Annotated in this window: 20 protein-coding genes; 6 read left to right on the top strand and 14 right to left on the bottom strand. The window is 61.1% G+C overall.

What is annotated here, in order from left to right; all coding sequences use genetic code 11:
* A partial coding sequence (locus N8H74_RS06705; RefSeq protein ID WP_262146694.1) for a contractile injection system protein, VgrG/Pvc8 family occupies positions 1 to 359 on the bottom strand: 359 nt, incomplete at its 3' end.
* A gap of 375 nt (positions 360 to 734) precedes the next feature.
* On the opposite strand from N8H74_RS06705, the gene N8H74_RS06700 reads away from it, so the two are divergent.
* Positions 735 to 2,036, top strand: coding sequence for an OprD family porin (locus N8H74_RS06700; RefSeq protein WP_262146693.1), 1,302 nt, complete (start codon positions 735 to 737; stop codon positions 2,034 to 2,036).
* Between the two features lie 118 nt (positions 2,037 to 2,154).
* On the opposite strand, the gene N8H74_RS06695 is transcribed toward N8H74_RS06700, so the two are convergent.
* From N8H74_RS06695 to N8H74_RS06645, 11 genes are all read right to left on the bottom strand, one after another.
* A complete protein-coding gene (locus N8H74_RS06695) occupies positions 2,155 to 2,775 on the bottom strand; it encodes a hypothetical protein (RefSeq protein WP_262146692.1) in 621 nt (206 codons plus the stop codon).
* A gap of 45 nt (positions 2,776 to 2,820) precedes the next feature.
* Entirely contained in the window at positions 2,821 to 3,759 is a 939-nt protein-coding gene (locus N8H74_RS06690) for a carbohydrate kinase (RefSeq protein WP_262146691.1), read from the bottom strand.
* Positions 3,760 to 3,772: 13 nt separating this feature from the next.
* The gene (gene xylB, locus N8H74_RS06685) at positions 3,773 to 5,269 is read right to left on the bottom strand and encodes a xylulokinase (RefSeq protein ID WP_262146690.1); all 1,497 of its coding nucleotides are present in this window, start codon (positions 5,267 to 5,269) and stop codon (positions 3,773 to 3,775) included.
* A 196-nt stretch (positions 5,270 to 5,465) separates the two neighbouring features.
* The gene (locus tag N8H74_RS06680; RefSeq protein ID WP_262146689.1) at positions 5,466 to 6,938 is read right to left on the bottom strand and encodes a mannitol dehydrogenase family protein; all 1,473 of its coding nucleotides are present in this window, start codon (positions 6,936 to 6,938) and stop codon (positions 5,466 to 5,468) included.
* A gap of 19 nt (positions 6,939 to 6,957) precedes the next feature.
* On the bottom strand, positions 6,958 to 8,061 hold the full coding sequence (gene ugpC, locus N8H74_RS06675) for a sn-glycerol-3-phosphate ABC transporter ATP-binding protein UgpC (RefSeq protein ID WP_262146688.1): 1,104 nt from the start codon (positions 8,059 to 8,061) through the stop codon (positions 6,958 to 6,960).
* Between the two features lie 23 nt (positions 8,062 to 8,084).
* Complete coding sequence (locus tag N8H74_RS06670; protein ID WP_217831306.1) at positions 8,085 to 8,915, bottom strand: carbohydrate ABC transporter permease; 831 nt, start codon at positions 8,913 to 8,915, stop codon at positions 8,085 to 8,087.
* Positions 8,916 to 8,923: 8 nt separating this feature from the next.
* The gene (locus N8H74_RS06665; RefSeq protein WP_217831305.1) at positions 8,924 to 9,850 is read right to left on the bottom strand and encodes a sugar ABC transporter permease; all 927 of its coding nucleotides are present in this window, start codon (positions 9,848 to 9,850) and stop codon (positions 8,924 to 8,926) included.
* Positions 9,851 to 10,002: 152 nt separating this feature from the next.
* A complete protein-coding gene (locus tag N8H74_RS06660) occupies positions 10,003 to 11,313 on the bottom strand; it encodes a sugar ABC transporter substrate-binding protein (protein WP_262146687.1) in 1,311 nt (436 codons plus the stop codon).
* A gap of 223 nt (positions 11,314 to 11,536) precedes the next feature.
* Positions 11,537 to 12,442, bottom strand: a complete 906-nt coding sequence (locus tag N8H74_RS06655; RefSeq protein ID WP_217831303.1) for an AraC family transcriptional regulator — start codon at positions 12,440 to 12,442, stop codon at positions 11,537 to 11,539.
* 91 nt (positions 12,443 to 12,533) lie between these two features.
* Positions 12,534 to 13,826, bottom strand: a complete 1,293-nt coding sequence (locus N8H74_RS06650; protein WP_262146686.1) for a glycosyltransferase family 4 protein — start codon at positions 13,824 to 13,826, stop codon at positions 12,534 to 12,536.
* 100 nt (positions 13,827 to 13,926) lie between these two features.
* Entirely contained in the window at positions 13,927 to 14,289 is a 363-nt protein-coding gene (locus N8H74_RS06645) for a response regulator (protein WP_262146685.1), read from the bottom strand.
* Positions 14,290 to 14,555: 266 nt separating this feature from the next.
* On the opposite strand from N8H74_RS06645, the gene N8H74_RS06640 reads away from it, so the two are divergent.
* The 5 genes from N8H74_RS06640 to N8H74_RS06620 are packed head-to-tail and all read left to right on the top strand — an operon-like array spanning position 14,556 to position 21,082.
* Positions 14,556 to 18,047 carry a response regulator gene (locus tag N8H74_RS06640; RefSeq protein ID WP_262146684.1) on the top strand — a complete coding sequence of 1,164 codons (3,492 nt, stop codon included), beginning with the start codon at positions 14,556 to 14,558 and terminating at the stop codon, positions 18,045 to 18,047.
* Positions 18,047 to 18,862 carry a protein-glutamate O-methyltransferase CheR gene (locus tag N8H74_RS06635; protein WP_217831299.1) on the top strand — a complete coding sequence of 272 codons (816 nt, stop codon included), beginning with the start codon at positions 18,047 to 18,049 and terminating at the stop codon, positions 18,860 to 18,862. Before N8H74_RS06640 ends, N8H74_RS06635 begins: the two co-directional genes overlap by 1 nt.
* Positions 18,859 to 19,452, top strand: coding sequence for a chemotaxis protein CheB (locus N8H74_RS06630; protein WP_262146683.1), 594 nt, complete (start codon positions 18,859 to 18,861; stop codon positions 19,450 to 19,452). Before N8H74_RS06635 ends, N8H74_RS06630 begins: the two co-directional genes overlap by 4 nt.
* Positions 19,446 to 20,660 carry a hybrid sensor histidine kinase/response regulator gene (locus N8H74_RS06625; protein WP_262146682.1) on the top strand — a complete coding sequence of 405 codons (1,215 nt, stop codon included), beginning with the start codon at positions 19,446 to 19,448 and terminating at the stop codon, positions 20,658 to 20,660. Before N8H74_RS06630 ends, N8H74_RS06625 begins: the two co-directional genes overlap by 7 nt.
* Before the next feature lie 44 nt (positions 20,661 to 20,704).
* Positions 20,705 to 21,082, top strand: a complete 378-nt coding sequence (locus N8H74_RS06620) for a response regulator (protein WP_217831296.1) — start codon at positions 20,705 to 20,707, stop codon at positions 21,080 to 21,082.
* Positions 21,083 to 21,130: 48 nt separating this feature from the next.
* On the opposite strand, the gene N8H74_RS06615 is transcribed toward N8H74_RS06620, so the two are convergent.
* Both N8H74_RS06615 and N8H74_RS06610 read right to left on the bottom strand, forming a co-directional pair.
* On the bottom strand, positions 21,131 to 22,801 hold the full coding sequence (locus N8H74_RS06615; RefSeq protein WP_262146681.1) for an ATP-binding protein: 1,671 nt from the start codon (positions 22,799 to 22,801) through the stop codon (positions 21,131 to 21,133).
* On the bottom strand, positions 22,798 to 24,300 hold the full coding sequence (locus N8H74_RS06610) for an ATPase domain-containing protein (protein ID WP_262146680.1): 1,503 nt from the start codon (positions 24,298 to 24,300) through the stop codon (positions 22,798 to 22,800). The genes N8H74_RS06615 and N8H74_RS06610 overlap by 4 nt, the downstream gene beginning before the upstream one ends.
* Between the last annotated feature and the right edge of the window lie 61 nt (positions 24,301 to 24,361).

The following is a 24,361-nucleotide window of genomic DNA, read 5'->3' as shown; positions in this document are numbered from 1 at the left end:
TGGGCGATGATTTTCGGCACGGTGAGGTGCTGGAAGATCTGCTGATCGTGGTTGTGCCGCAGGTACGCCAGTTGCGGCACCAGACTGAGGCTGTAGCGGGTCAGGGTCTTGCCGGAATCGCCTTGCTCGATGCGGTACACCAGACCATGGATCTTGCCCTCTCCGGTGGCGCCGAAGGTCAGGCAGCCGGGCTTGTGCAGGAGCTCTTCGAGTTTAAGGTCGGGACGGGCGCTGACCAGTTCGATGTCGAAACGGAAGGGCTGGTTGAGGGCTTCGCGACCGGTGAAGCTCAGGACTTGCAGGTCGGCGGAGGCGCCTTCGAGCGTGAGGGTGATGTGGGTAGCATTGGCGTCCAGCATGCCTTGAATTCCGTCCATTGAATAAGCAGGGGACGGATGTTGCAGGATTAGCCGACCTCGTACAACCCGAAAATGCCGTAGGCAATTCCCGTCCCACGGGTAGGGAATTCCCCTAGGACGGGTGTTTCGCCCAATGAAAACGGGCACTTTCACACGACGCATCGCCATTGCTCGGCTGGTCACGGCGGGCCGGGTACTCAAGAACAACCAGTCAGTTTCAGACTAAAGTCGTCTTTGGCCCGTCAAAGCCATCTGCCATCATTGCCGTTCGCCCCTGCGTTTTCACTTCCTCCCGGTTCATCGCTGATCCGGGACGGGAGCTATTTTTTCGGCTGATTGCGCCCCCGCGCAGAAGCTGTCTGGTTGGAGTTTTACATGCGTCCCCCATTTCTTCTCATCACCCCGCGTCCGTCATTGGGCTTCGGTGCCCTGGTGCTGTGCGCCGGTTTCAGCGCACAGGTTCAGGCCAGCGGTTTTCTCGAAGACACCACGGCGAAGATCGAATCGCGCACGGTGTATTTCAACCGCGATTTCCGTGATGGGCATACCTCCAATGATCAGGGTGCATCCAAGCGTGAAGAGTCAGCGCAGGGCTTCATTCTCAATCTGCAATCGGGCTACACCGAAGGCACGGTCGGCTTCGGTATCGATGCGTTGGGCATGCTCGGATTCCAACTCGATTCCAGCCCGGATCGCAGCAACAGCGGCCTGTTGCCGTCCAGCGGCGAGAACCCGCGCGGTTCGAAAGGCCAGTACGCGAAAATGGGTCTGACCGCCAAGGTGAAAGTCTCGGATACGGTGTTGAAATACGGTGCGCTGCTGCCGGATCTGCCGTTGCTCAAGTACAACGACGGCCGACTGCTGCCAACCCTGTTCAACGGCGCAATGCTGACCTCCAAAGAGGTCAAGGACCTGACCTTCATGGCCGCGCGTCTGGACAAGTACACCGCGCGGGACTCCACGGATTCGCAAGACATCCGCGTGCATTGCAAGAACAAGCGCTACGCCTGCAACACCACCGCCGATCATTTCGACATGTACGGCCTGGACTACAAGATCAACGATCGCCTGACCGCGCAGTATCACTACGCGGAGCTGGAAGACATTTACCGTCAACACTTCGTGGGTCTGTTGGCCAATCAGCCGTTGGGCGACGGTGTATTGAAGGCGGATCTGCGCGTGCTGAAAAGTGCCGACAGCGGTAACGCCCGCGCCGGCTCCATCGATAACCGTGCATTGAGCGGCCTGTTGTCTTACGGCGTCAGCGGCCACACCTTCAGCGCCGGCTGGCAGCGGATGAACGGCGACAACTCGATGCCGTACCTCGATGGCTCCAATCCGTATCTGGTCAACTATGTGCAGGTCAACGACTTCGCCGCCGCTCAGGAGCGTTCCTGGCAGCTGCGTTATGACTATGACTTCAAGGCGATCGGCATCAATGGCCTGAGCTTCCTCACCCGTTACGTCAACGGCGACCACATCAAGGTGCCGGGCAGTGAGCAGGAAGGGAGGGAGTGGGAACGTGACAGCGAGTTGAAGTACGTGATCCAGACCGGCACATTCAAGGACGTCAGCCTGCGTTTGCGCAATGCGACTTATCGTACCAACTACGAACAGTTCGCCCGGGATGTGGATGAGACCCGGTTGATTGTGAGTTACAACTTTTCAGTGTTGTAACCGGTCATTTTGCGGTGGCCGCGCTTGGCGCCTTCGCGGGCTAGCCCGGCTCCCACATGTTTTGTGTGTGCCGCCATGCCTTTGTGGGAACCGTCGCACCGCCGCCTCCCACGCATCATCACAACCAATGCCAGAACCGGCTCCACCAGCCGCGATTGAGGTCGTCCTTGCAGCCTGCGTATTGCTGGCCGTAGACGTTGGAGCGGTTCTGCACCTTGCCGGCGGTGGTCATCAGCCACGCTTTGCTGGCGTAGGTCTTGTTGCGATAACCGCCCCAGCCTTCGTGGTAGTTGAGGTACTGGCGGTAGGCGTCGTACTTGTAGACGCCGTTGATCGAGGTGGTCTTGTCCATGTACCAGCCCACGAAGTCGATGGCATCGTCGAAGTCTTCGCGGTCGGCGCCATGTCGGCCGGTGCTTTTCTGGTAATCGGCCCAGACCTCATCCTTGGCCTGGGCGTAGCCCGAGGCGGTCGATACCCGGCCCCAGGGGATGACCCACAGCAGGTATTTGCGCGGCGTCTTGGCGTCGTAGCGGTAGCCGGACTCCTGATACATGATCGCGAACGGCACCTGGATCGGTACGCCCCAGCGCTTCTGCGTGACTTGCGCGGCGTCATACCAGTCGCTTTTTTCGCGGAAAATCTCGCAGATGTTTTCCGGCGAACGCGGCGGTGAAGTGCCGCATCCGCTCAATAGCGCCGCCAGTATCAAGAGTCCAACCGTTCTTCCTGAATTCAAAAGCCGTCATTCCGTCATGCGAGAAAGGGCCGGCATTCTACGCGCTCAGGTCAATTGGTGACGATAGGGCAAATCCGGACCTGTTTTGCTGCAGGTGAGCGCGGCAGCCTGCACGGCGAACCTGAGCATGCCGTCGATCTGCTCGCGGCTCAGGTGCTGTACGCCTTCGACCGAATCCAGTCCGTGCTCGGTCAGCCAGGTAATCAGCGCGGCCTGGAAGGTGTCGCCCGCGCCGACGGTATCGGCGATCTTCACCGCACTGGCCGGCACCGACCACGAACCATGGGCACGACTGAACACCGTCGCACCTTCACCGCCACGGGTCAGGAACACCACCTGACAACGATGCTCCAGCCAGCCTTCGATGACCCGCTGCGGATCCTGCTCGGGGTACAGCAGGCTCAGGTCCTCGTCGCTGACCTTGATCAGATCCGCCAGTTGCACCAGCGTGGCGATCCGCTCGCGCCACAGCTCGATGTTCGGCTCGGGGTTGAGGCGCACATTCGGGTCGAGGCTGATCAGGCGTTTGCCGCTTTCACGCCGGACCAGCGCGAGCAGGGTGTCGGCAATCGGCTGCACCACCAGCGAGTACGAGCCGATGTGCAGGCCGCGCACGTCGCTGCCCAATGTTGGCAGATGCGCCAGGCTCAGTTGCCGATCGGCGCAACCTTCGCCCCGGAAGCTGTAATGCGGCGAGCCATTGGCGCCCACCGCGACCATCGCCAGGGTGGTCGGTGCGGCGAAGTCGAGCAGGTAGTCCGGTCGCACGCCTTCTTCCTGCAGCACCTTCTGCAGGCGTCGGCCGAGGTAGTCGGTGGACAGCCCGGCGAACAGCGCCGAGTCCACGCCCAGGCGGCGCAAACCCACCGCGACGTTGAACGGCGAACCACCGGCAATCGCCTTGAAATTGACTTTCGATGCCAGGCCGCTGGCATCGTCTTCGCTGAAGAAATCGAACAGGGCTTCGCCACACACCAGGTACATAGTTGTTTGCTCTTTATAAGGTTGCGACATGCTGTCGATAGCGTTCATAGGCCTGCTCGAACGCCGCGACACTGGCGGCAACCGGCAGGGTTTCACTGTTCGGGTCGAGCTTCACGCAGCGCTCGCACAGGTCGGCCAGGGTGTCTTCGTGGCCGTTCGACCATGACGTGCACCACGCCGCCTGAATCGCCGCGCCGAGGGCGGCGGCTTCGCTTTGTTCGGTGCAGATCACCGGGGTGTTCATGATGTCGGCGACGATCTGCCGCCACACCGCGCTTTTCGAACCACCGCCGGTCAGGCAAATGCTGCGGCTTTGTAAACCATTCTGGCGCAACAGATCCAGTCCATAACGCAAACCGAAGGTGGTGCCCTCGACGGCGGCGCGACACAGGTTGGCCTGAGTCAGGTTGTCGAGGGTCAGGCCGTGCAGGCTGCCGGTGGCATGGGGCAGGGCGGGCACCCGCTCGCCGTTGAGGAACGGCAGCATGCTCACGCCTTCGGCCCCGATCGGGGCTTGGGCCACCAGGGCGTTGAACTGTTCGAGATCGAGGTTGAACAGGTCGCGGATCGCACCCGTGGCGTTGGTCAGGTTCATGGTGCAGATCAGCGGCAGCCAGCCGCCACTGGAGGAACAAAAGGTCGCGACTGAAGCATCCGGGCTGACCTTCGGCGCCTCGGCGTAGGCGTACACCGTGCCGGAGGAACCGAGGCTCATGGTGATCGCGCCCGGCTGAATATTGCCGGTGCCGATGGCGCCCATCATGTTGTCGCCGCCCCCGCTGGAAACCACGGCATTGCGGTTGAGGCCCAGGTGCTCGGCAATCGCCGGCAGGATCGTGCCCACCGGTTGATGGGCGTCGATCAGCTCCGGCAGCGCCGCTTGCAGGCGTCCGCTGGGGTCGATGTCGCGCAGCAGTTGCAGATCCCATTGCCGGGTGCGTACGTTGAAGTAACCAGTGCCGGAGGCGTCGCCGTATTCGCTGCAACTGCGGCCGGTGAGCCAGAAGTTGAGGTAGTCGTGGGGTAGCAGAATCCGCGCGATCCGAGAGAACACGGCGGGGTGCTGCTCCTTGGTCCAGAGCAGTTTGGACAGGGTGTAGCCCGGCGCGATGACCACGCCGAGGCGATCCAGCGAACCGCTTTCATCGCCCAGGTGGGTGAGCAGGCGATCGTTTTCCGCCGTGGTTTCGGTGTCGCACCAGAGTTTCGCCGGGCGCAGCACCTGGCCCTGGTCATCGAGCAGTACCAGACCGTGTTGCTGGCCGGAGACGCCGATGCCGAGGATCGACTGGCCATCGACGTTCGCTGCGAGCAAGGCGCGGCGGGTGGCGAGGGCGAAGGCTTGCAGCCACTGGTGGGTGTCCTGTTCGCGGCGGCCGTTGGCGCCGCTGATCATCGTGTGTTCGGCGGCGCCCAGACCGAGGATCTGGCCGCTGGCGGCGTCGAGAATGATCGCCTTGGTGCCCTGGGTGCCGCAGTCGATGCCCAGGAAGAGTTGTTGGTTGTTCATGAGTGAACCTGTCTGATTCCGTGAAGATCAAGAGCCCCTCACCCCGACCCTCTCCCTAAGGGAGAGGGGGAAAGGGAGCAGATCTCGATGCTTTTCAAGTTTTAAGTTCGACTCCGGACTTTCAGGTCGGTGTAGCGCCAGAGAACACTTCGGTCAGTTCCCTCTCCCTCCGGGAGAGGGCCAGGGTGAGGGGCTTTCAGGCCAGAATACGCTCGAGCGTCCGAGTCACGCCTTCTTCCCGCAAACTGGTCAGGCACCACTCAAACGCCGCCACAAACTCTTTCGAACGCGGTATCGCCACCCCGAAAATCTCCTCAACCCCCAGCAAACGTTCAGTGATCAGCGCATCCTCCGCCACCAACGCCTGACAGAACGCCGCCCGAGGATCCGGAATCGAGTAAGTGTCGCCATTCTCATCCACACCCTTCAGATACAGCGCCCAGGCCGCCACCACCAACGCCGCACGTCTGGTCTCCCGCCCATCGGCAATCAGTCGATTGATCGTCGGAATGGTGAACTTGGGAAACTTCGACGAACCATCGGAACACACCCGCTCAAGCTGATCGGCAATCGCCTGATTGGAGAACCGCGCCACCAGCGTGTTCTTGTACTCGGTCAGGTCGATGCCCGGCACCGACGCCAGTTGCGGGGTCACGTCCAGGTCCATGTAAGCCCGCATGTAACGCACGAACAGCGGGTCGTTCATGGTCTCGTGGACGAAGCGGTAACCCTTGAGAAACCCCAGATACGTCAGCGCCAGGTGACTGCCGTTGAGCAGTTTGATTTTCATCTCTTCGTAGGGCGAGACATCGTCGGTGAACTGTACGCCGACCTTTTCCCAGGCCGGGCGACCGTTGACGAATTTGTCTTCCAGCACCCACTGCACGAACGGCTCGCAGACCACCGGCCAGGCGTCGTCCACCGCGTGCTTGTCCGCCAGTTGCAGGCGATGTGCAGTGCTGGTCATCGGGGTGATGCGGTCGACCATGGCGTTGGGGAAGCTGACGTTGGCGTCGATCCAGTCGTGCAGGTCGGCATCGCGCAGGGTGGCGAATGCCAGCAGAGCCTTGCGGGTGACAGCGCCGTTGTGCGGCAGGTTATCGCAGGACATCAGCGTGAACGCCGGAATGCCCGCCGCACGCCGCTTCGCCAGCGCCGCGCAGAGGAAGCCGAAGACGGTTTTCGGCGCATCCGGGTGGGCCAGGTCGTGCTGGATCTGTGGCAAGTGAGCCATGAATTCGCCGTTGCTGTCGTCGATGCAATAGCCGCCCTCGGTGATGGTCAGCGAGACGATGCGGATCTGCGGATCGGCGAGTTTGTCGATCAGCGCCTGGGCGCTGTCTTCGGCCAGCAGCATGTCGCGGATGGCGCCGATGACGCGCACTTCGGTGGCGTCGCTGTCGCCGAGTTCGAACAGGGTGAACAGGTAGTCCTGTTCCTTGAGATCGTCCCGGGCACGGCGGTCTTCGGCGCGCAGGCCGACACCGCAGATCGCCCAGTCCAGCGCCTCGCCGGTGTCCATCAGGGCGTCGGTGTAATACGCCTGATGCGCGCGATGGAAGCCGCCGACGCCGATGTGCGCGATGCCCTGGCGGGTGTCACTGAGGCTGTAGGCCGGCAGCTGCACTTCAGCGGCGAGGCGATGGAGGTTCTGTTTGTTCAATTTCATGGGGCAAGTCTCGAAAAAATCAGGCCGCAGCACGCAGCGGGCGGGTCAGCGCAACGCCTTCGGCATCGAACAGATGGCAATGGCTGGTGTCCAGGTGCAGGTTCAATTGCTCGCCGTAACGGCTCGCCAGGTCGCCGCGCACGCGCATGGTCAGGGCTTCGCCGGCGTTGGTCTTGACGTGGCAGAAGGTGTCGCTGCCCAGGCGTTCGCTGACGTCGGCGGTGACTGGCAGGGTGCAGTCGCCCGGTTGCGCCAGTTCCAGATGTTCCGGGCGGATGCCGAGGGTCACTGCGCTGCCGACGCTCAGGTTCGAGGCGTTGAATGGCAGGGTGATGCGGGTGCCGGCGTCCAGTGAGACTTCACAGCTCTGGCCGTCGATGCGGGCGATCTTGCCTTTGAGGAAGCCCATTTTCGGTGTGCCGAGGAAGCCTGCGACAAACAGGTTGGCCGGGTTGTGATACAGGTCCAGCGGCGAGCCGACCTGCTCGATTTTGCCGCCATTGAGCACGACGACCTTGTCGGCCATGGTCATCGCTTCGACCTGGTCGTGGGTCACGTAGATCATGGTCGCTTGCAGGTCTTTGTGCAGGCGCAGCAACTCCAGGCGCATCTGCACCCGCAGGGCGGCGTCGAGGTTGGACAGCGGTTCGTCGAACAGGAAAATTTTCGGATTACGCACGATCGCCCGGCCGATGGCCACACGCTGACGCTGGCCGCCGGACAACTGTTTCGGCTTGCGCTCGAGCATCGGCCCCAGTTCGAGGATGCGCGCCGCTTCGCCGACTTTCTTCTCGACTTCGGCTTTCGGCACGCCCGCCAGATCGAGGGCGAACGACATGTTCTTTTTCACGGTCATGTGCGGGTACAGGGCGTAGGTCTGGAAGACCATCGCCAGGTCGCGCTTGGCCGGGCTGACTTCGGTGATGTCGCGGCCGTCCAGTTCGATGGTGCCGCCGCTGACTTCTTCAAGGCCGGCGATCAGGCGCAGCAGGGTGGATTTACCGCAGCCCGACGGGCCGACGAACACCACGAACTCCTTGTCGTTCACTTCAAGGTCGATGCCCTTGATGATGGAAAAGCCTTCGAAGCCTTTTTGCAGATTCTTGATTTTCAGGTTGGCCATGGTGGCGCTCCTCATGCGAATTCTTATTTGACGGCGCCGAACGACAGGCCGCGCACCAGTTGTTTCTGGCTGATCCAGCCGAAGATCAGGATCGGCGCGCAAGCCAGGGTCGAGACGGCCGACAACTTGGCCCAGAACAGTCCTTCAGGGCTTGAGTACGAGGCGATCAGCGCGGTCAGTGGGGCGGCTTTCGATGAGGTCAGGTTCAGCGACCAGAAGGCCTCGTTCCAGCACAGGATCAGCGACAGCAGCACGGTCGAAGCCAGTCCGCCCTTGGCAATCGGCAGCAGCACCCGGAGCATTTCCTGCCACAGGGTCGCGCCGTCGAGGCGGGCGGCTTCGAGGATGTCTTTGGGGATGTCCTTGAAGTAGGTGTAAATCATCCAGACCACGATCGGCAGATTGATCAGCGTGTAGATCACGATCAGCGCGATGCGCGTGTCGAGCAGGCCGAAACTCTTGGCCAGCAGGTAGATCGGCATCAGCACGCCCACCGGCGGCAGCATCTTGGTCGAGAGCATCCACAGCAGCGTGCCCTTGGTGCGCTGGGTTTCGTAGAACGCCATGGAGTAGGCCGCCGGCACCGCGATCAGCAGGCACAGGGCGGTGGCGCTGAAGGAAATCACCACCGAGTTCCAGGCGAAGCTGAAGTAGTCGCTGCGCTCGTTGATGTGCAGGTAGTTCTCCAGCGTCGGCGTGAAGATGAACTGCGGCGGCGTGGCGAAGGCGTCGATTTCGGTCTTGAAGCTGGTCAGCACCATCCAGAAGATCGGGAAGAAAATCACGACCGCGATGGCCCAGGCCAGGGTGCCGGTCAGCAGGCTTTGCAGACGACGGGATTGTTGAAGAGTCATGGCAGGCCTCAGGCTTTGTCAGTCAGGTTTTTGCCGATCATCCGCACCAGAATGATCGCGGCGATGTTGGCGATGACCACGGCGATCAGGCCGCCCGCCGAGGCCATGCCGACGTCGAACTGCACCAGCGCCTGGTTGTAGATCAGGTAGGCGAGGTTGGTCGAGGCGTAGCCGGGGCCGCCGTTGGTGGTGGTGAAAATCTCGGCGAACACCGACAGCAGGAAGATCGTCTCGATCATCACCACCACCGCGATTGGCCGCGCCAGATGCGGCAGGGTCAGGTGCCAGAAGATCGCGATCGGGCCGGCGCCGTCGAGGCGGGCGGCTTCTTTCTGTTCCTGGTCGAGGGACTGCATGGCGGTCATCAGGATCAGGATCGCGAAGGGCAGCCACTGCCACGAGACAATGATGATGATCGACAGCAGCGGGTAATGGGCCAGCCAGTCCACGGGTTGCGCGCCGAACAGCTTCCAGATGTAGGCAAGGATTCCCGACACCGGATGGAAGATCAGGTTTTTCCAGATCAGCGCACCGACGGTGGGCATGATGAAGAACGGCGAAATCAGCATCACCCTTACGATCCCGCGACCGAGGAACTCGCTGGCCTCAAGCAACGCACTGATGAGCACACCGAACACCACGCTGATCAACAGCACGCTGCCCACCAGCAACAAGGTGTTGGTGGCTCCGGGCAGGAAGCCGGAGTCGGTCAGGAAGTAGGTGAAGTTGTCCAGCCCGACGAACTCGTTTTCACCGGGGTAGAGCAGGTTGTAGCGGATCATCGAGAAGTAGACGGTCATGCCCAGCGGCACGATCATCCACAGCAGCAACAGGGCCACCGAGGGGCTGACCAGAAACCAGCCCGGATTGGCCACGCGGACTTTGCGTTGGGGCCGGGACAGGTCGATGTGGGCTTTGGCAGTTGAAGTATTCATGGCGGTAACCGATTGGCGACAGACAAATGAAGAGCCGTTTTTGTGGGAGCAGGCTTGCTCGCGAAGGCGGCATCAGCGACGGGTGTATGGGCTGATACGACGCTTTCGCGGGCGAGCCCGCTCCCACCGGAGGCAGGAGCGGACTGCGTGGGTTACTTGGGGTAACCGGCGCGCTTCATCTCGCGTTCGGTGGTTTGTTGCGCGGCGCTCAGGGCCTGGTCGACGCTGGTCTGGCCGATCAGCGCCGCCGAGAACAGTTTGCCGACCTGGGTGCCCACGGCCTGGAACTCAGGAATGGTCACCAGTTGAATGCCGATGTAAGGCACCGGCTTGAGGGTCGGTTTGCTCGGGTCGGCAGCCTTGAGCGATTCCAGCGTGACCTTGGCGAACGGCGCGGCGTTCATGTAGGCGTCGCTGTAGGTCGAGGCGCGGGTGCCTGGCGGTACGTTGGCGATCCCGTCCTTCTCGGCGACCAGTGCGCCGTACTCTTTGGAGGTGGCCCAGGCGCTGAACTCCCTGGCGGCGTCCTTGGCTTTGGAGCTGGTCGGAATCGCCAGTGCCCAGGAATACAGCCACGCCGAACCTTTGTCCGTGACCTGATGCGGCGCAAAGGTGAAGCCGACGTGATCGGCGACCTTGCTCTGCGACTTGTCGGTGACGAACGAGCCGGCGACGCTGGCATCGACCCAGATCGCGCACTTGCCACTGTTGAACAGCGCCAGGTTCTCGTTGAAGCCGTTGCTGGACGCGCCCGGCGGGCCGGATTTCTTCATGGTGTCGACGTAGAAGTTCAGCGCGTTTTTCCACTCGGGGCTACTGAATTCCGGTTTCCACTGCTCATCGAACCAGCGCGCGCCGTAGGCATTGGCGATGGTGGTGATCAACGCGATGTTTTCACCCCAACCGGCCTTGCCGCGCAGGCAGATGCCATATTGTTCTTTGTCCGGGTGATTGAGTTTGCCGGCGAACTCGGCGATCTGTTCCCAGGTCGGACGCTCGGGCATGGTCAGGCCGGCGTCCTTGAACAGGTCTGTGCGGTAATAGGTCATCGAGCTTTCGGCATAGAACGGCAGGGCGTACAGCGATCCCTTGACCGACAGGCCCTCGCGCACCGACGGGAATACGTCGTCGAGCGCATAACTGGCCGGCAGATCCTTCATCGGCTCCAGCCAGCCCTTGGCTCCCCACAGTGCGGCTTCGTACATGCCGATGGTCAGGACGTCGAACTGGCCGCCCTGGGTGGCGATGTCGGTGGTCAGACGCTGGCGCAGGACGTTTTCTTCCAGCACCACCCAATTGAGCTTGATGTCCGGATGCTCGGTCTCGAAGGCTTTCGAGAGCTTTTGCATGCGGATCATGTCGCTGTTGTTGACGGTGGCGATGGTCAGGGTCTGGGCGCCAAGGCTGACGCTGCTGAGGGTCATGCAGGTGAGGGCAAGCAGAGCTTTTGCAGTGGGTTGCATCGTGCACTCCTTTTCTGCACCCAGGGGGGACAGAAGGACAGTTATTGTTTTTGTGTCTTCCGGGGCAGGAAGAATGTGCACTGATTACAACCTTCAATCGCAGGGCAGACAAATCATCCCTAGCACTTCGATCGATACTTTTTTGCACTGGGGTTTTGCTGGAAGAACGCAGGGAAAGGGTTTTCAGCGGTGGAAGGGGATCGGATACGTACAGGTTTCTGGTTCAGCCGAGGTTCTGCTCGGTCAACCGCTGCACCACCAGCCGCCGGTAATGCGAAGGCGTCATGCCCTTGAGCTGCTGAAAGCGCCGGTTGAAGTTGGAAATGTTGTTGAACCCCGACTCGAAACACACGTCGGTCACCGGTTTGTCGCCATCGGCCAGCAACTCGCAGGATTTGCTGATGCGCAGCCGATTGACGAATTCGATGAAGTTGCGCCCCGTGGCCTGTTTGAACACGCGACTGAAGTAGGTGGGTTTCATGCCCAGGTGTTCGGCGACTTCTTCCAGCGGCAGTTCCCGGGCGTAGTGGGCAAAGATGTAATCCACCGCGCGGTTGGTGCGGTCGACGTTGTGATCGTCGGCCAGTTGTTCGGTGGTGGCGCCGGACAGCAATTGATAGTCGTCGCTGGCCGCGAGCAGTTCCATGAGGATGAAAAAATGCCCGAGGCGGGTGATGCCCCGGGAATCGGCGATGCGCTGCATCAAGGTCATGGCCTGGCGGATGGTGCGCTTGCAGCGAAATTCGATGCCATACTGCGCGCGCTCGAGCAGCGGTGCCAGGCTCTTGAGTTCGGCGAACACCTGATGGCCACTTTCGAATAGCTCATCGGTGAAGTTGACCAGCATGTCGCGCTTTTCCACGACCTCGTCTTCGGCGACCTGACTGATCCAGTTGTGCGGCAGGTTGGGGCCGGTGAGGAACAGGGTTTCGGGGTAGAAGTTGCCGATGTAGTCGCCGATGAACACCTTGCCGGAGCTGGCGACGATCAGGTGCAGCTCGTATTCCTTGTGAAAGTGCCAGCGCACCAGCGGACACGGAAAGCCGTGCTGGCGGTAGATGATGGACAACCCGTTGTGGTCATCCATCAACTCGTAGGAGGGGTCGGTCACGCGAGCGGTTCGAGTCATGGCAGGGCGCTTCGGCTGTTATCGCCGAACGATCATGCCTCTTTACGCGCCCGTTGCGCCAGCGCACCGTGACGGCGGGCGCAGCAGATGTTTATCTGGCGCGGTTTTTTTCCTCGATCCACTGCGCCATGTATTGCGTGCTCTTCAGGGTGTGGTGACGCAGCATGCTGCCGGTGAAATTGTCCCGTCGCCGTTGCGTCAGGTGCTGCCGGCAATCATTGATCCGCTCGATCAGCGCGGCGGCGTGTGCCGTGCGTTGATAACGCTCCACCAGCAATGTTTGCCCTCGGGCCTGGGCCTCATTCCAGTGCGATGGCTCCTTGTAGAGCCGCACGGCCTGTTCGGCGATGCCTTCGGCGGTGTGGGCAATTGCCCCGGGCCAGGCATGCTCGCCGTGCATGGCTTCGGCGCCGACCGGCGTGGTCACGCTGGGCGTGCCGCAAAGCATCGCGTCCACCAGTTTGCCCTTGATGCCCGCGCCGAAGCGCAGGGGCGCCAGGCATATCCGCGCATCGGACATCACCTGCAGGGCATCTTCGGCCCAGTTCATCACATGAAAACCCTGCGCCGCATTGTGCAGAGCCGTCGCCTTGGGCGGAGTGTAAGCACCGTAGACATGCAGTTGCGCGGTCGGCAGTTGGGCGCGGATCAGCGGCCAGACTGTATTTTTCATCCAGAGCACCGCATCCCAGTTCGGCGCGTGGCGGAAGTTGCCGATGCTCAGGAAATGCGCGCGGTCTTCGAAAGGCTTCGGCGGCGCGCTCGGCGCGTCGACCATCAGCGGGCACCAGTGCAGAAGGCTGCGCGGCAGATGGAACTGCTCGACCAGCAAGTCGATTTCCACCTGGGAAATCATCAGGTTCAGGTCGCAGCGATACAGGGCGGCGATTTCGCGTCGGGCCAGGTCGGTGTCGGCCATCAATTCGAATTCTTCGCGCAGGGCCGGGGCGAACAGGCGGGTGAAATCGTTGGCGTCGTCGCTGGCCTTCAGGCGTTCCTTGAGTCGTGCATGCCGCGCGTGCCGCAGGCTTTGCAGGTCGGAAGTTTCGAGGATGCGCAGGGCGTCGGGGCAGTGTTTCTCGACACGCCAGCCAAACTGCTCTTCCATCATGAACTGGTCGAACAGCACGATATCCGGCGCCAGTTCGCTCACGAACGTGTCGAAACTGCTGCTGTTGAGTTCGATCGGCACTTCGCGGATGCCCAGCTCGGTGAGGTCGGCCTTGTGCTCGCCAGGGCCGGCCGGGCTGCTGAAGGTGATGTCCCAACCCTGGGCCAGGAAGGCTTCGAGGATTTGCATGACATGCCCGCTGGCTGCTGAGGAGCGTGGTTCCGGCCAGACATAACCGATGACCAGGACAGACGTGGGGCGGGGGTGACTCATGAACGGGACTTCCTGAAGCTGGGAGAAACGAGGGGGCGCTATTAAACCATAGCCCGCCGGGTTTGCTCCCCGCTGCAAAGTCGCCCTGCGACGGCAGGTCTTACTGGCCGAGGATGCCTTTGACCTTGTCGCGCAATTGATCGATGGAAAACGGCTTGCCGATCACATGCATGTCCGCCGGGACTTCAATGGTTTCGGCGTAGCCGCTGGCAAACAGGATCGGCAGGGCCGGGCGCAGGACCCGTGCTTCGGTGGCCAGTTGGCGGCCATCCATGATCGGCAGGCCGACGTCGGTCATCATCAGGTCGATGTGCTGGTTGACGTCCTTGAGCGTTTCCAGGGCCTGTTCGCTGCCGTCAGCCTCCAGCACGTTGAAGTCCAGTTCCTCCAGCACATCGACGATCAGCATGCGCACGATGGCATCGTCTTCTACAACCAGGATGGTGGAGGTGTGGGTGGGCATGGTGGCAGCTCTCGGTAAGGGAATTGAAGATGGCGCCGGTCGATCGAAATTGCCGGTCTCTTGCATGAGTAAGTGGCGGATGGCCACAAGTTCCCGGATGGATACAAAAAAGAATACGACTCCAGGGGCCGGCAAGGATAACCGGTGGTACGCAACGTGATGCAGGCAAATGTAGGAAAATGGTGCTAAATCTGTGAGAAAAATGGATCCATGTCGCCGTTTTGGGGCAAACTCCGTGGTTTTCGACAGTTCGACAAGGCTGCCCCATGTCCTCTCCGTCTTCGGTTGATGAGCAACGGTTTCGCAAACTTCTGAGCCGCAACGTCAGTCTGCCCCTGGGCGTCGGCGCCATCAGTGCCGTGTTCTTCGTCTCGTTGATCACCTATCTGTTGTCGGTGATCCAGTGGGTCGAGCACACCGACCGGGTGATCAATAACGCCAATGAAGCGGTGAAGCTCACCGTCGACCTGGAAACCGGCATGCGCGGTTTCCTGCTCAGCGGCGACGAACACTTTCTCGACCCCTACGAGACGGCCAAGCCACGCATCACCGTGGCCCTCAATACTTTGCTCGAACTGACGGCCGACAACCCGGTGCAGACCGATCGCCTGCGCCGCCTGCAAGCCTTGCAGGACGAATGGGCAACCTATGCGCAATCGATGATCGATTTGCAGCGCGCCAGCGGCGACTACCGGGCGGCAGTCAAGGCCGGGCGGGGCAAGCGCCTGACTGACGAGATCCGCAAGCAGTTCGAGGACGTGATCGACACCGAGCAGACCTTGCGCACGACCCGCAACGAGGATGTGCGCCGCACCACTATCTGGAGCATCAGCCTGTACCTGCTGTTCATTGCCGGTATCAGCGGCTTGCTGGCCTACATCGGCCGTCGCGATCTGCTCAATCTCTCCCAGAACTACGGCGCGAACCTCGCCGCGCAGGAAGCCAGCGCCCATCGCCTGGAGCAACAGGCCTGGCTGCGTACCGGCCAGACTGAACTGGCCGAACAGGTGCTGGGGCAACTGACCCTGAACCTGCTGGGGCGCAACATTCTGCAATTCTGTGCCCATTACCTGGGTACTGCGGTGGCGGCACTGTATGTGCGCGAGGATCACGGCGGCCTGAAACGGGTGGCGACTTACGGCTTCTCCCGCGAGCAGGAACAACAGGAACAATCGATCTACAGCGGCGAGGGTATCGTCGGTCAGGTCGTGCAACAGGCGCGGTTGATCCGTCTCGACTCGGTGCCTGCCGACTACTTCAAGGTCAGCTCGGGACTCGGCGAAGGCCTGCCGCACAGCGTTCTGGTGGTGCCGACCAGCGATGACGACCGAATCAACGGCGTGATCGAGCTGGGTTTCCTGCGCCCGCTCACCGACCGCGACATCGAGTTGCTGGAGCTGATTGCCGGCAACATCGGTACGTCCATCGAGGCGGCCCGCTATCGTCAGCGGCTCCAGGAAGTGCTGGCCGAAACCCAGCAGCTCAACGAAGAGCTGCAAGTGCAGCAGGAAGAACTGAAGACCGCCAACGAGGAACTGGAAGAGCAATCGCGGATTCTCAAGGAGTCCCAGGCGCATCTGGAAACCCAGCAAGTCGAGCTGGAGCAGACCAACGAACAACTCGCTGAGCAGGCGCAGACCCTGGCCGAACAGCGCGACGCCATGGATCAGAAGAACACCGAGCTCAATCAGGCCCAGGCGCAACTGGAAGAGCGCGCCGAAGAGTTGCAGCGCTCCAGCAAGTACAAATCCGAATTCCTCGCCAACATGTCCCACGAACTGCGCACGCCGCTGAACAGTTCGCTGATTCTCGCCAAATTGCTGGCGGAGAACCCCCAGGACAATCTCAGCGCCGAACAGGTCAAGTTCGCCGAGTCGATCTATTCCGCCGGCAACGATCTGCTCAACCTGATCAACGACATTCTCGACATCTCCAAGGTCGAGGCGGGCAAGCTGGAAGTGATTGCCGAGAACACCAGCGTCGCGCGTCTGGCCGATGGCCTGCGCGGGGTGTTCGAGCCGTTGGCGGCGGACAAGCAACTGACCTTCACCGTCGATTTGCAGCCTGATGCGCCAATCACCCTGTTCACCGACCGGCAGCGGTTGGAGCAGGTGATCAAGAATCTGCTGTCCAACGCGGTGAAGTTCACCGAGCACGGCACGGTCAGCCTGACCATCGCCGGCCAGCCACACGAGCGCATCGCGTTTATCGTGCGCGACTCGGGGATCGGCATCGCGGCGGATCAGCAGGAAAGCATTTTCGAAGCCTTCCGCCAGGCCGATGGCACCACCAACCGCAAATACGGCGGCACCGGGCTGGGCCTGTCGATTTCCCGGGATCTGGCGGCGCTGCTGGGCGGTTCGATCAGCGTCAGCAGCGCGCCGGGGCAGGGCAGCGTGTTCACCCTGGTACTGCCGCAGCAGTACAGCGAGCCGGGTGACACGCCGATTGCACCGCTGACCTTCAGCCCGGCGGAAGCCAAACCGGTGGTGGTCGCCGCAGCGCCGGTTTCGCCGCTACCGGACGTCGACATCCCGCGTTTCAATGACGACCGTGCCAGAGCGCCGTTCGACAGCCGCTGCATCCTGGTGGTGGAGGACGAGCCGAACTTCGCTCACATCCTCTATGACCTGGCCCATGAACTGGGTTACCAGTGCCTGGTCGCCCACGGCGCGGACGAGGGTTATGACCTGGCGAAAGAGTTCGTGCCGGACGCAATCCTGCTGGACATGCGCCTGCCCGACCATTCCGGGCTGACCGTGCTGCAACGCTTGAAGGAACACGCCGAGACCCGGCACATTCCGGTGCATGTGATTTCCGTCGAGGATCGCGTCGAAGCGGCCATGCACATGGGCGCCATCGGTTACGCGGTCAAACCGACCACCCGCGAGGAACTCAAGGATGTGTTCGCCCGCCTCGAAGCCAAGCTGACCCAGAAGGTCAAGCGGGTGCTGCTGGTCGAGGACGACGATTTGCAGCGCGAAAGCATCGCGCGGCTGATCGGCGACGAGGACATCGAAATCACCGCCGTCGGCCTCGCACAAGATGCCCTGGAGCTGCTGCGCACCACGATGTTCGATTGCATGGTCATCGACCTCAAGCTGCCGGACATGCTCGGCAACGACCTGCTCAAGCGCATGTCCACCGAGGACATCTGCTCGTTCCCGCCGGTGATCGTTTACACCGGGCGCAACCTGACCCGCGACGAAGAAGCCGATCTGCGCAAGTATTCGCGCTCGATCATCATCAAGGGCGCGCGCTCGCCAGAGCGGTTGCTCGATGAGGTCACACTCTTTCTGCACAAAGTCGAATCGCAGTTGTCCCATGAACGGCAGAAGATGCTCAAGACCGCCCGCAGCCGCGACAAGGTCTTCGAAGGTCGCAAAGTGCTGCTGGTGGACGACGATGTACGCAACATCTTCGCCCTGACCAGTGCCCTGGAAACCAAAGGCGCAGTCGTGGTGATCGGCCGTAACGGCCGTGAGGCGATTGAAAGATTGAATGAAGTCGAGGACATCGACCTGGTGCTGATGGACGTGATGATGCCGGAGATGGATGGTTATGAAGCCACCATCGAGATCCGCAAGGACCCGCGCTGGCGCAAGCTGCCGATCATCGCGGTGACGGCCAAGGCCATGAAGGACGATCAGGAGCGCTGCCTGCAGGCCGGCGCCAATGATTACCTGGCCAAGCCCATCGACCTGGATCGCCTGTTCTCGCTGATTCGTGTGTGGTTACCGAAGATGGAACGGATTTAGTGGAACCCAATACCGAAATCGAATTGCGCTTGTTGATCGAGGCCATTTACCTCAAGTACAGCTACGACTTTCGCGATTACTCCGGCGCGTCGATCAAGCGCCGGGTGCAACACGCGTTGAGCCAGTTCGAATGCGCGACCATTTCGGCATTGCAGGAAAAGGTCCTGCATGACCCGACCGCGTTCATGCAGTTGCTGCAATTGTTGACGATCCCGGTCAGCGAGATGTTTCGCGACCCTTCGCACTTCCTGGCCATCCGCCAGGAAGTGGTGCCGCTGCTCAAGACGTATCCGTCGATCAAGATCTGGATCGCCGGTTGCAGCACCGGCGAAGAGGTCTACTCGATGGCGATTCTGTTGCGCGAGGAAGGCCTGCTCGACCGCACGATCATCTACGCCACCGACATCAACCCACGCTCGCTGGAGAAGGCCAAGCAGGGGATTTTCTCGATGGAGAACGTTCGCGCCTACACCGCCAATTACCAGCAGGCCGGCGGCCAGCGTTCGTTTGCCGACTACTACACTGCAGCCTACGGCTACGCGATTTTCGACAAGAGCCTGTGCGAGAACGTGACGTTCGCCGATCATAGCCTGGCGACCGATAGCGTATTCTCCGAAACTCAATTAATTTCATGTCGTAACGTGTTGATTTATTTCAATAAAAAATTACAGGATCGAGCGTTCGGATTGTTTCACGAGTCGTTGTGCCACCGTGGTTTTCTGGTGCTGGGCAGCAAGGAAACCCTGGATTTTTCCAGCTATGCCAGCCAGTTCGTACCCCTGGTCAAACAAGAACGGATCTATCGCAAATCATGAACGGCGCAGTGGATTTGCCTCGGGTCGAGGCGATTGTGGTGGGGGCTTCCGCCGGTGGCGTCGAGGCCTTGCTGACGTTGCTCGGCCCGCTGCGCGAGGGTTTCCTGCTGCCGATCATCGTCGTGCTGCATTTGCCGGATGAGCGTCGCAGCCAATTGGCCGAGGTGTTTACCCGGCGCCTGGCGCTGCCGGTGATCGAGGCGGTCGACAAACAGGACATCAGCGCCGGTACGGTGTACTTCGCCACACCGGGCTATCACCTGTCGGTGGAGCAGGATCGCAGCCTGTCGCTGAGCCTTGAAGATCGCCTGCATCATTCCCGTCCTTCGATCGATTACCTGTTCGAGTCCGCCGCCGATGTCTATGGCCCGGCGCTGGCCGCCGTGCTGCTGACCGGCGCCAATCACGACGGCGCCCGAGGCCTGGCGCAGGTCAAACGGCTGGGCGGGCTGACCATCGTCCAGGACCCCGCTGATGCCCAGGTTTCGACCATGCCGGCGGCGGCCCTGAAGATGCATCAACCGGATCACATTCTTCCCATTCACGGCATCGGCCGTCTGCTTGTCGAGCTGGAACGAATCGCATGCTGAGTAATATCCAAGCCAAACTGCTGATCGTCGACGATCTGCCCGAGAACCTGCTGGCCCTCGAAGCGCTGATCAAGCGTGAGGACCGCACGGTCTACAAGGCGCTGTCGGCGGACGAAGCGCTCTCGCTGCTGCTGCAACACGAATTCGCCATGGCCATTCTCGATGTGCAGATGCCCGGCATGAACGGCTTCGAACTGGCCGAGCTGATGCGCGGCACCGAGAAAACCAAGAACATTCCGATCATTTTCGTCAGCGCCGCCGGGCGTGAGCTGAACTACGCGTTCAAGGGCTACGAAAGCGGCGCGGTGGATTTCCTGCACAAACCGCTGGATATCCATGCGGTGAAAAGCAAGGTCAACGTCTTTGTCGACCTGTATCGCCAGAGCAAGGCCATGAAACAGCAGGTCGAGGCCCTGGAGCAGAGTCGCCGCGAGCAGGAAGCGCTGCTGCAGAAGTTACAGAGTACTCAGCTTGAGCTGGAGCAGGCGGTGCGCATGCGCGACGATTTCATGTCGATCGTCGCCCATGAAGTGCGCACGCCGCTCAACGGCCTTATCCTCGAAACTCAGCTGCGCAAGATGCATCTGGCCCGGGACAACGCCGCGGCGTTCACCCTCGACAAAATGCAGGCCATGGTCGATCGCGACGAGCGGCAGATCAAAAGCCTGATTCGCCTGATCGAGGACATGCTCGATGTGTCGCGAATCCGCACCGGCAAGCTGTCGATCCGCCCGAGCCGTTTCGACCTGACGCAACTGGTGGAGCATCTGTTGCAGAATTTCGCGCAGCAGATCGAGGTCGCCGAAACCGAGGTCAGCTTCAGCGCGCCGGAGCCGGTATATGGGCATTGGGACGAGTTCCGCATTGAGCAGGTGGTGACTAACCTGTTGACCAACGCCCTGCGCTACGGCGGCAAGAGTCCGATCCAGGTGCGGGTGTATTGCGCAGGAGGGGAGGCGCGGGTCGAGGTCCAGGATCGTGGCATCGGCATCAGCGAGGAAAACCAGAAGCGTATTTTTCAACAGTTCGAACGGGTTTCCGCCAAGACGGTGGTCGCCGGACTCGGGCTGGGTCTGTTCATTTCCGAGCAGATCGTGGCCGCCCATGGCGGCTCCATCGTCGTCGAAAGCAGGATTAACGAGGGCGCCCTGTTTCGCGTTTGTCTGCCGCTCCAGGAAATTGGCGAAACAAACGCAACCTCTGATTGACCGCACGGTCGTATCAGCAGCTATTGACCGAACAAAGGCTTCCCATGAGCGTAGATGCACAAGATGTAGTACTCATCGTCGAGGACGAACCGGTTATCTTGATGGTGCTGGCGGATTTCCTGTCGGGGCAGGGATATCGCGTGCTGCAGGCGGAAAACGGTGAACAGGCTTTCGAGATTCTCGCCAGCAAGCCGCACCTGGACATGTTGATCACCGATTTTCGACTGCCTGGCGGCATCTCCGGCGTGCAGATCGCCGAACCCGCCGTCAAGTTGCGCCCCGACCTCAAAGTGATCTTCATCAGCGGCTATCCGCAGGAAATCCGCGAGACCGGCAGCCCGATCACCCGCAGGGCGCCGATTCTGGAAAAACCGTTCGATCTGGACGTGTTGCAGGAAAAGATTCAGGAACTGCTGGCGTGACTCACTGCCGTATCGATCCCACGAATGGCGTGGGATCGATACGTTACTTCAGGTTTTGATCATTTCCCGCACCTTGGCGGTCAGCAAATCGAAGGTGAACGGCTTGGTGATCATCTGCATCCCCGGATCGAGGAAGCCACCGCGTACCGCCGCGTGTTCGGCGTAACCGGTGATGAACAGCACTTTCAGCTCAGGCCGGTGTTGCCGGCCGATTTCCGCCAGTTGCCGCCCGTTCATTCCCGGCAGGCCGACGTCACTGATCAACAGGTCGATGCGCTGCGCTGACTCCAGTATCGGCACGGCGCCATCGGCGTCACTCGCTTCTACAAATGCATAACCCAACTCACTCAACACTGCGCTCACCAGCACCCGCACGGCCGGGTCGTCTTCGACGATCAACACGGTTTCGCCATCCAGTGCGTCGGGGCTTTGCTGGCTATCGATAGGCGTGTCAGGCAGCTCTTCACCGCGAAAACGCGGCAAGTACAGTTTGACCGTGGTGCCCTGATCGATTTCGCTGTCGATCGACACATGCCCGCCGGACTGTTTGCTGAAACCGTAGATCATCGACAGGCCCAGACCGGTGCCCTGACCGATGGGCTTGGTGGTGAAAAACGGATCGAACGCGCGGTTGATCACGCTCTGCGGCATGCCGCAACCGCTGTCGCTGACGCTGAGCACCACGTAGTCGCCAGGTTCGAGGTTGCTGTAGGCCTCGGTGAAGACTGGATCGAGTACCTGATTGGCAGTCGCCACTTTCAGCTTGCCGCCGTCGGGCATGGCGTCCCGGGCATTGATTACCAGGTTGAGCAGGGCGCTTTCCAGTTGATTGGGGTCTGCCTCGGCGACCCACAGATTGTCGTCCAGTTGCATGTCCAGCCGAATGCTTTCGTTGAGGCTGCGTTGCAGCAATTCACCCATCGACAGAACCAGGGTGTTCATTTGCACGGCTTTGGAGTCCAGCGACTGCCGGCGGGAAAACGCCAGCAAGCGATGGGTCAGGCCGGCGGCGCGGTTGGCCGAGGTCACGCCGAGGTCGATCAGGCTGTCGAGGTCGTCGGTACGGCCACGGGCCAGGCGTCGACGCAACAATTCGAGGCTGCCGATGATCCCGGTCAGCATGTTGTTGAAGTCGTGTGCGATACCGCCGGTGAGCTGACCGACCGCTTCCATTTTCTGCGACTGGCGCAGGGCTTCTTCGTTGTGCCGCAGTTGCGCGGTACGTTCTTCGACCTGTTGTTCGAGAGTTTCCAGCGTCGATTGCAGGCGCCGTTCGCTTTCGCTCAGGTCGATCAGCCGGTCGCGCGCTTCGTACTGCCGTCGTCGACCACGCAGGGCCGTCGACACCAGGCTGACGAGGGTTGCCGGGTGGAAAGGGCGCTCGAGAAAGGTCACGTTGCCCAAGGATTTGCTGAGATTGGAAGAGGGACCTTGCTCGGTGCCGCCATGGTGGGTCAGCAACACAATCGGCAGATCCGACCACGCGGGTTGTTGTTCCAGGTACAGCAACAGGGTTTCCAGATCCGGACCGTTGAGCGCCTCCGCCGCGATCAGCAGCAGCCCGGCGCCGGGCGCGAGCTCATTGCACAGACCACCGAGGTCGCGGGTAATCACCCCGCCGTAGCCCGCTTCACCCAGAATCATCTGGGCAATCTGGCTGTCACGACCCAGAGGCGCGAGGATCAGTGCCCTTTCAGACAGCGGCACGCTGACGCTCACAGGCCTTCGTCCTTGAGCAGCGGGCTGCTGGCACCGAGATAGGTCGGCACTCCGCGCAATACGCCCTGGAAGGTTTCCAGTGGTTCACCGATGGTCATGCCTTGCGCGGAAATGCGGTATTCGCGGATGGTCGATTCGTGGCTGCCGGTGCGCTTCTTGATGATCGAAATCGCCCGGCGCACTTTGCCCAGCGCCTCGAAGTAGCGCAGCAGAATCACCGTGTCGGCCAGATAAGTGATGTCGACCGGGGCCATCATGTCGCCGACCAGACCGTGCTGGGCGACGGTCATGAAGGTCGCAGCGCCCTTGCGATTGAGGTACAGCAGCAGTTCGTGCATGTGCAGCACCAGCGCGTTTTCCTCCGGCATGGCTGCCTGATAGCCGTTGAGACTGTCGATAACCACGGTCGAGATTTGCCCCTCATCGACGGCACGGCGTACCCGGTGCGAGAACTCGCCGGGGGTCAGTTCCGCCGCATCCACTTGTTCGATCAGCAGATTGCCGGTGTCGAGCAGGGCCTTGAGGTCGATGCCGATATTCTTCATGCGTTCGAACAGCAGCCCCAGTTCCTCGTCGAAGACGAACAACGCGGCTTTTTCCCCGCGCGCCACGGCGGCGGTGGCGAAAATCATCGAAATCAGCGATTTTCCGGTCCCCGCCGGGCCGAGAATCAATGTGCTTGAACCGGTCTCGATGCCGCCGCCCAGGAGGGCATCCATTTCCGCGATGCCGCTCTTCATCTGCACGCGCGCATATTCACCACGGTGTTCCGCCGCGATCAGTCGCGGGAACACCTGGACGCCACCTGCCAGGATGGTGAAGTCATGGTAGCCGCCACGATATTTCTGGCCGCGATACTTGATCACCCGGACTCGCCGACGCTCGGCGCCGTAATTCGGTGTCAGTTCTTCGAGGCGGATCACCCCATGGGCGACGCTGTGGACGGTCTTGTCCAGCAACTCGGTGGTCAGGTCGTCGAGCAGCAGGACGGTGGCTTCGTAGCGCGAGAAGTAATGCTTGATCGCCAGGATCTGTCGGCGGTAGCGCAGGGAGCTTTGCGCCAGCAGGCGAATTTCCGACAGGCTGTCGAGAATGACCCGGGTCGGCTTGAAGCGCTCGACCACCTCGAAAATCTGTTTGGTCGCTTCGCCCAGTTCCAGATCGGACGAATACAGCAGGCTTTGCTGATGTTCGGCGTCGAGCAGACTTTCCGGCGGCGTCAGCTCGAAGATCTCGATGTTGTTGTCCAGCTCCCAGCCGTGGGACGCCGCGCCCTGACGCAATTCGCGCTCGGTTTCCGACAGCGTGATGTACAGCGAACGTTCGCCGGCCAGGGCGCCCGCCAGAAGAAATTGCAACGCGATGGTGGTTTTGCCGGTGCCGGGTTCGCCCTCCAGCAAAAACACATGACCGCGCGACAGGCCTCCGGCCAGAATGTCGTCCAGACCTTCGATGCCGGTACTGGCTTTTTCACTGTTGAACACATTGGATGTCGTCAAAAAATGGCCCTCTCATGACCAGGGAGTCGAGGCAACGGACGGCAAGCGCTGAGTCGGGTTG

The sequence above is a fragment of the Pseudomonas sp. B2M1-30 genome (genome assembly GCF_025447575.1).
In the GTDB taxonomy this organism is placed as follows: domain Bacteria; phylum Pseudomonadota; class Gammaproteobacteria; order Pseudomonadales; family Pseudomonadaceae; genus Aquipseudomonas; species Aquipseudomonas botevensis.
This window is presented reverse-complemented; position numbering and strand designations above follow the sequence as displayed.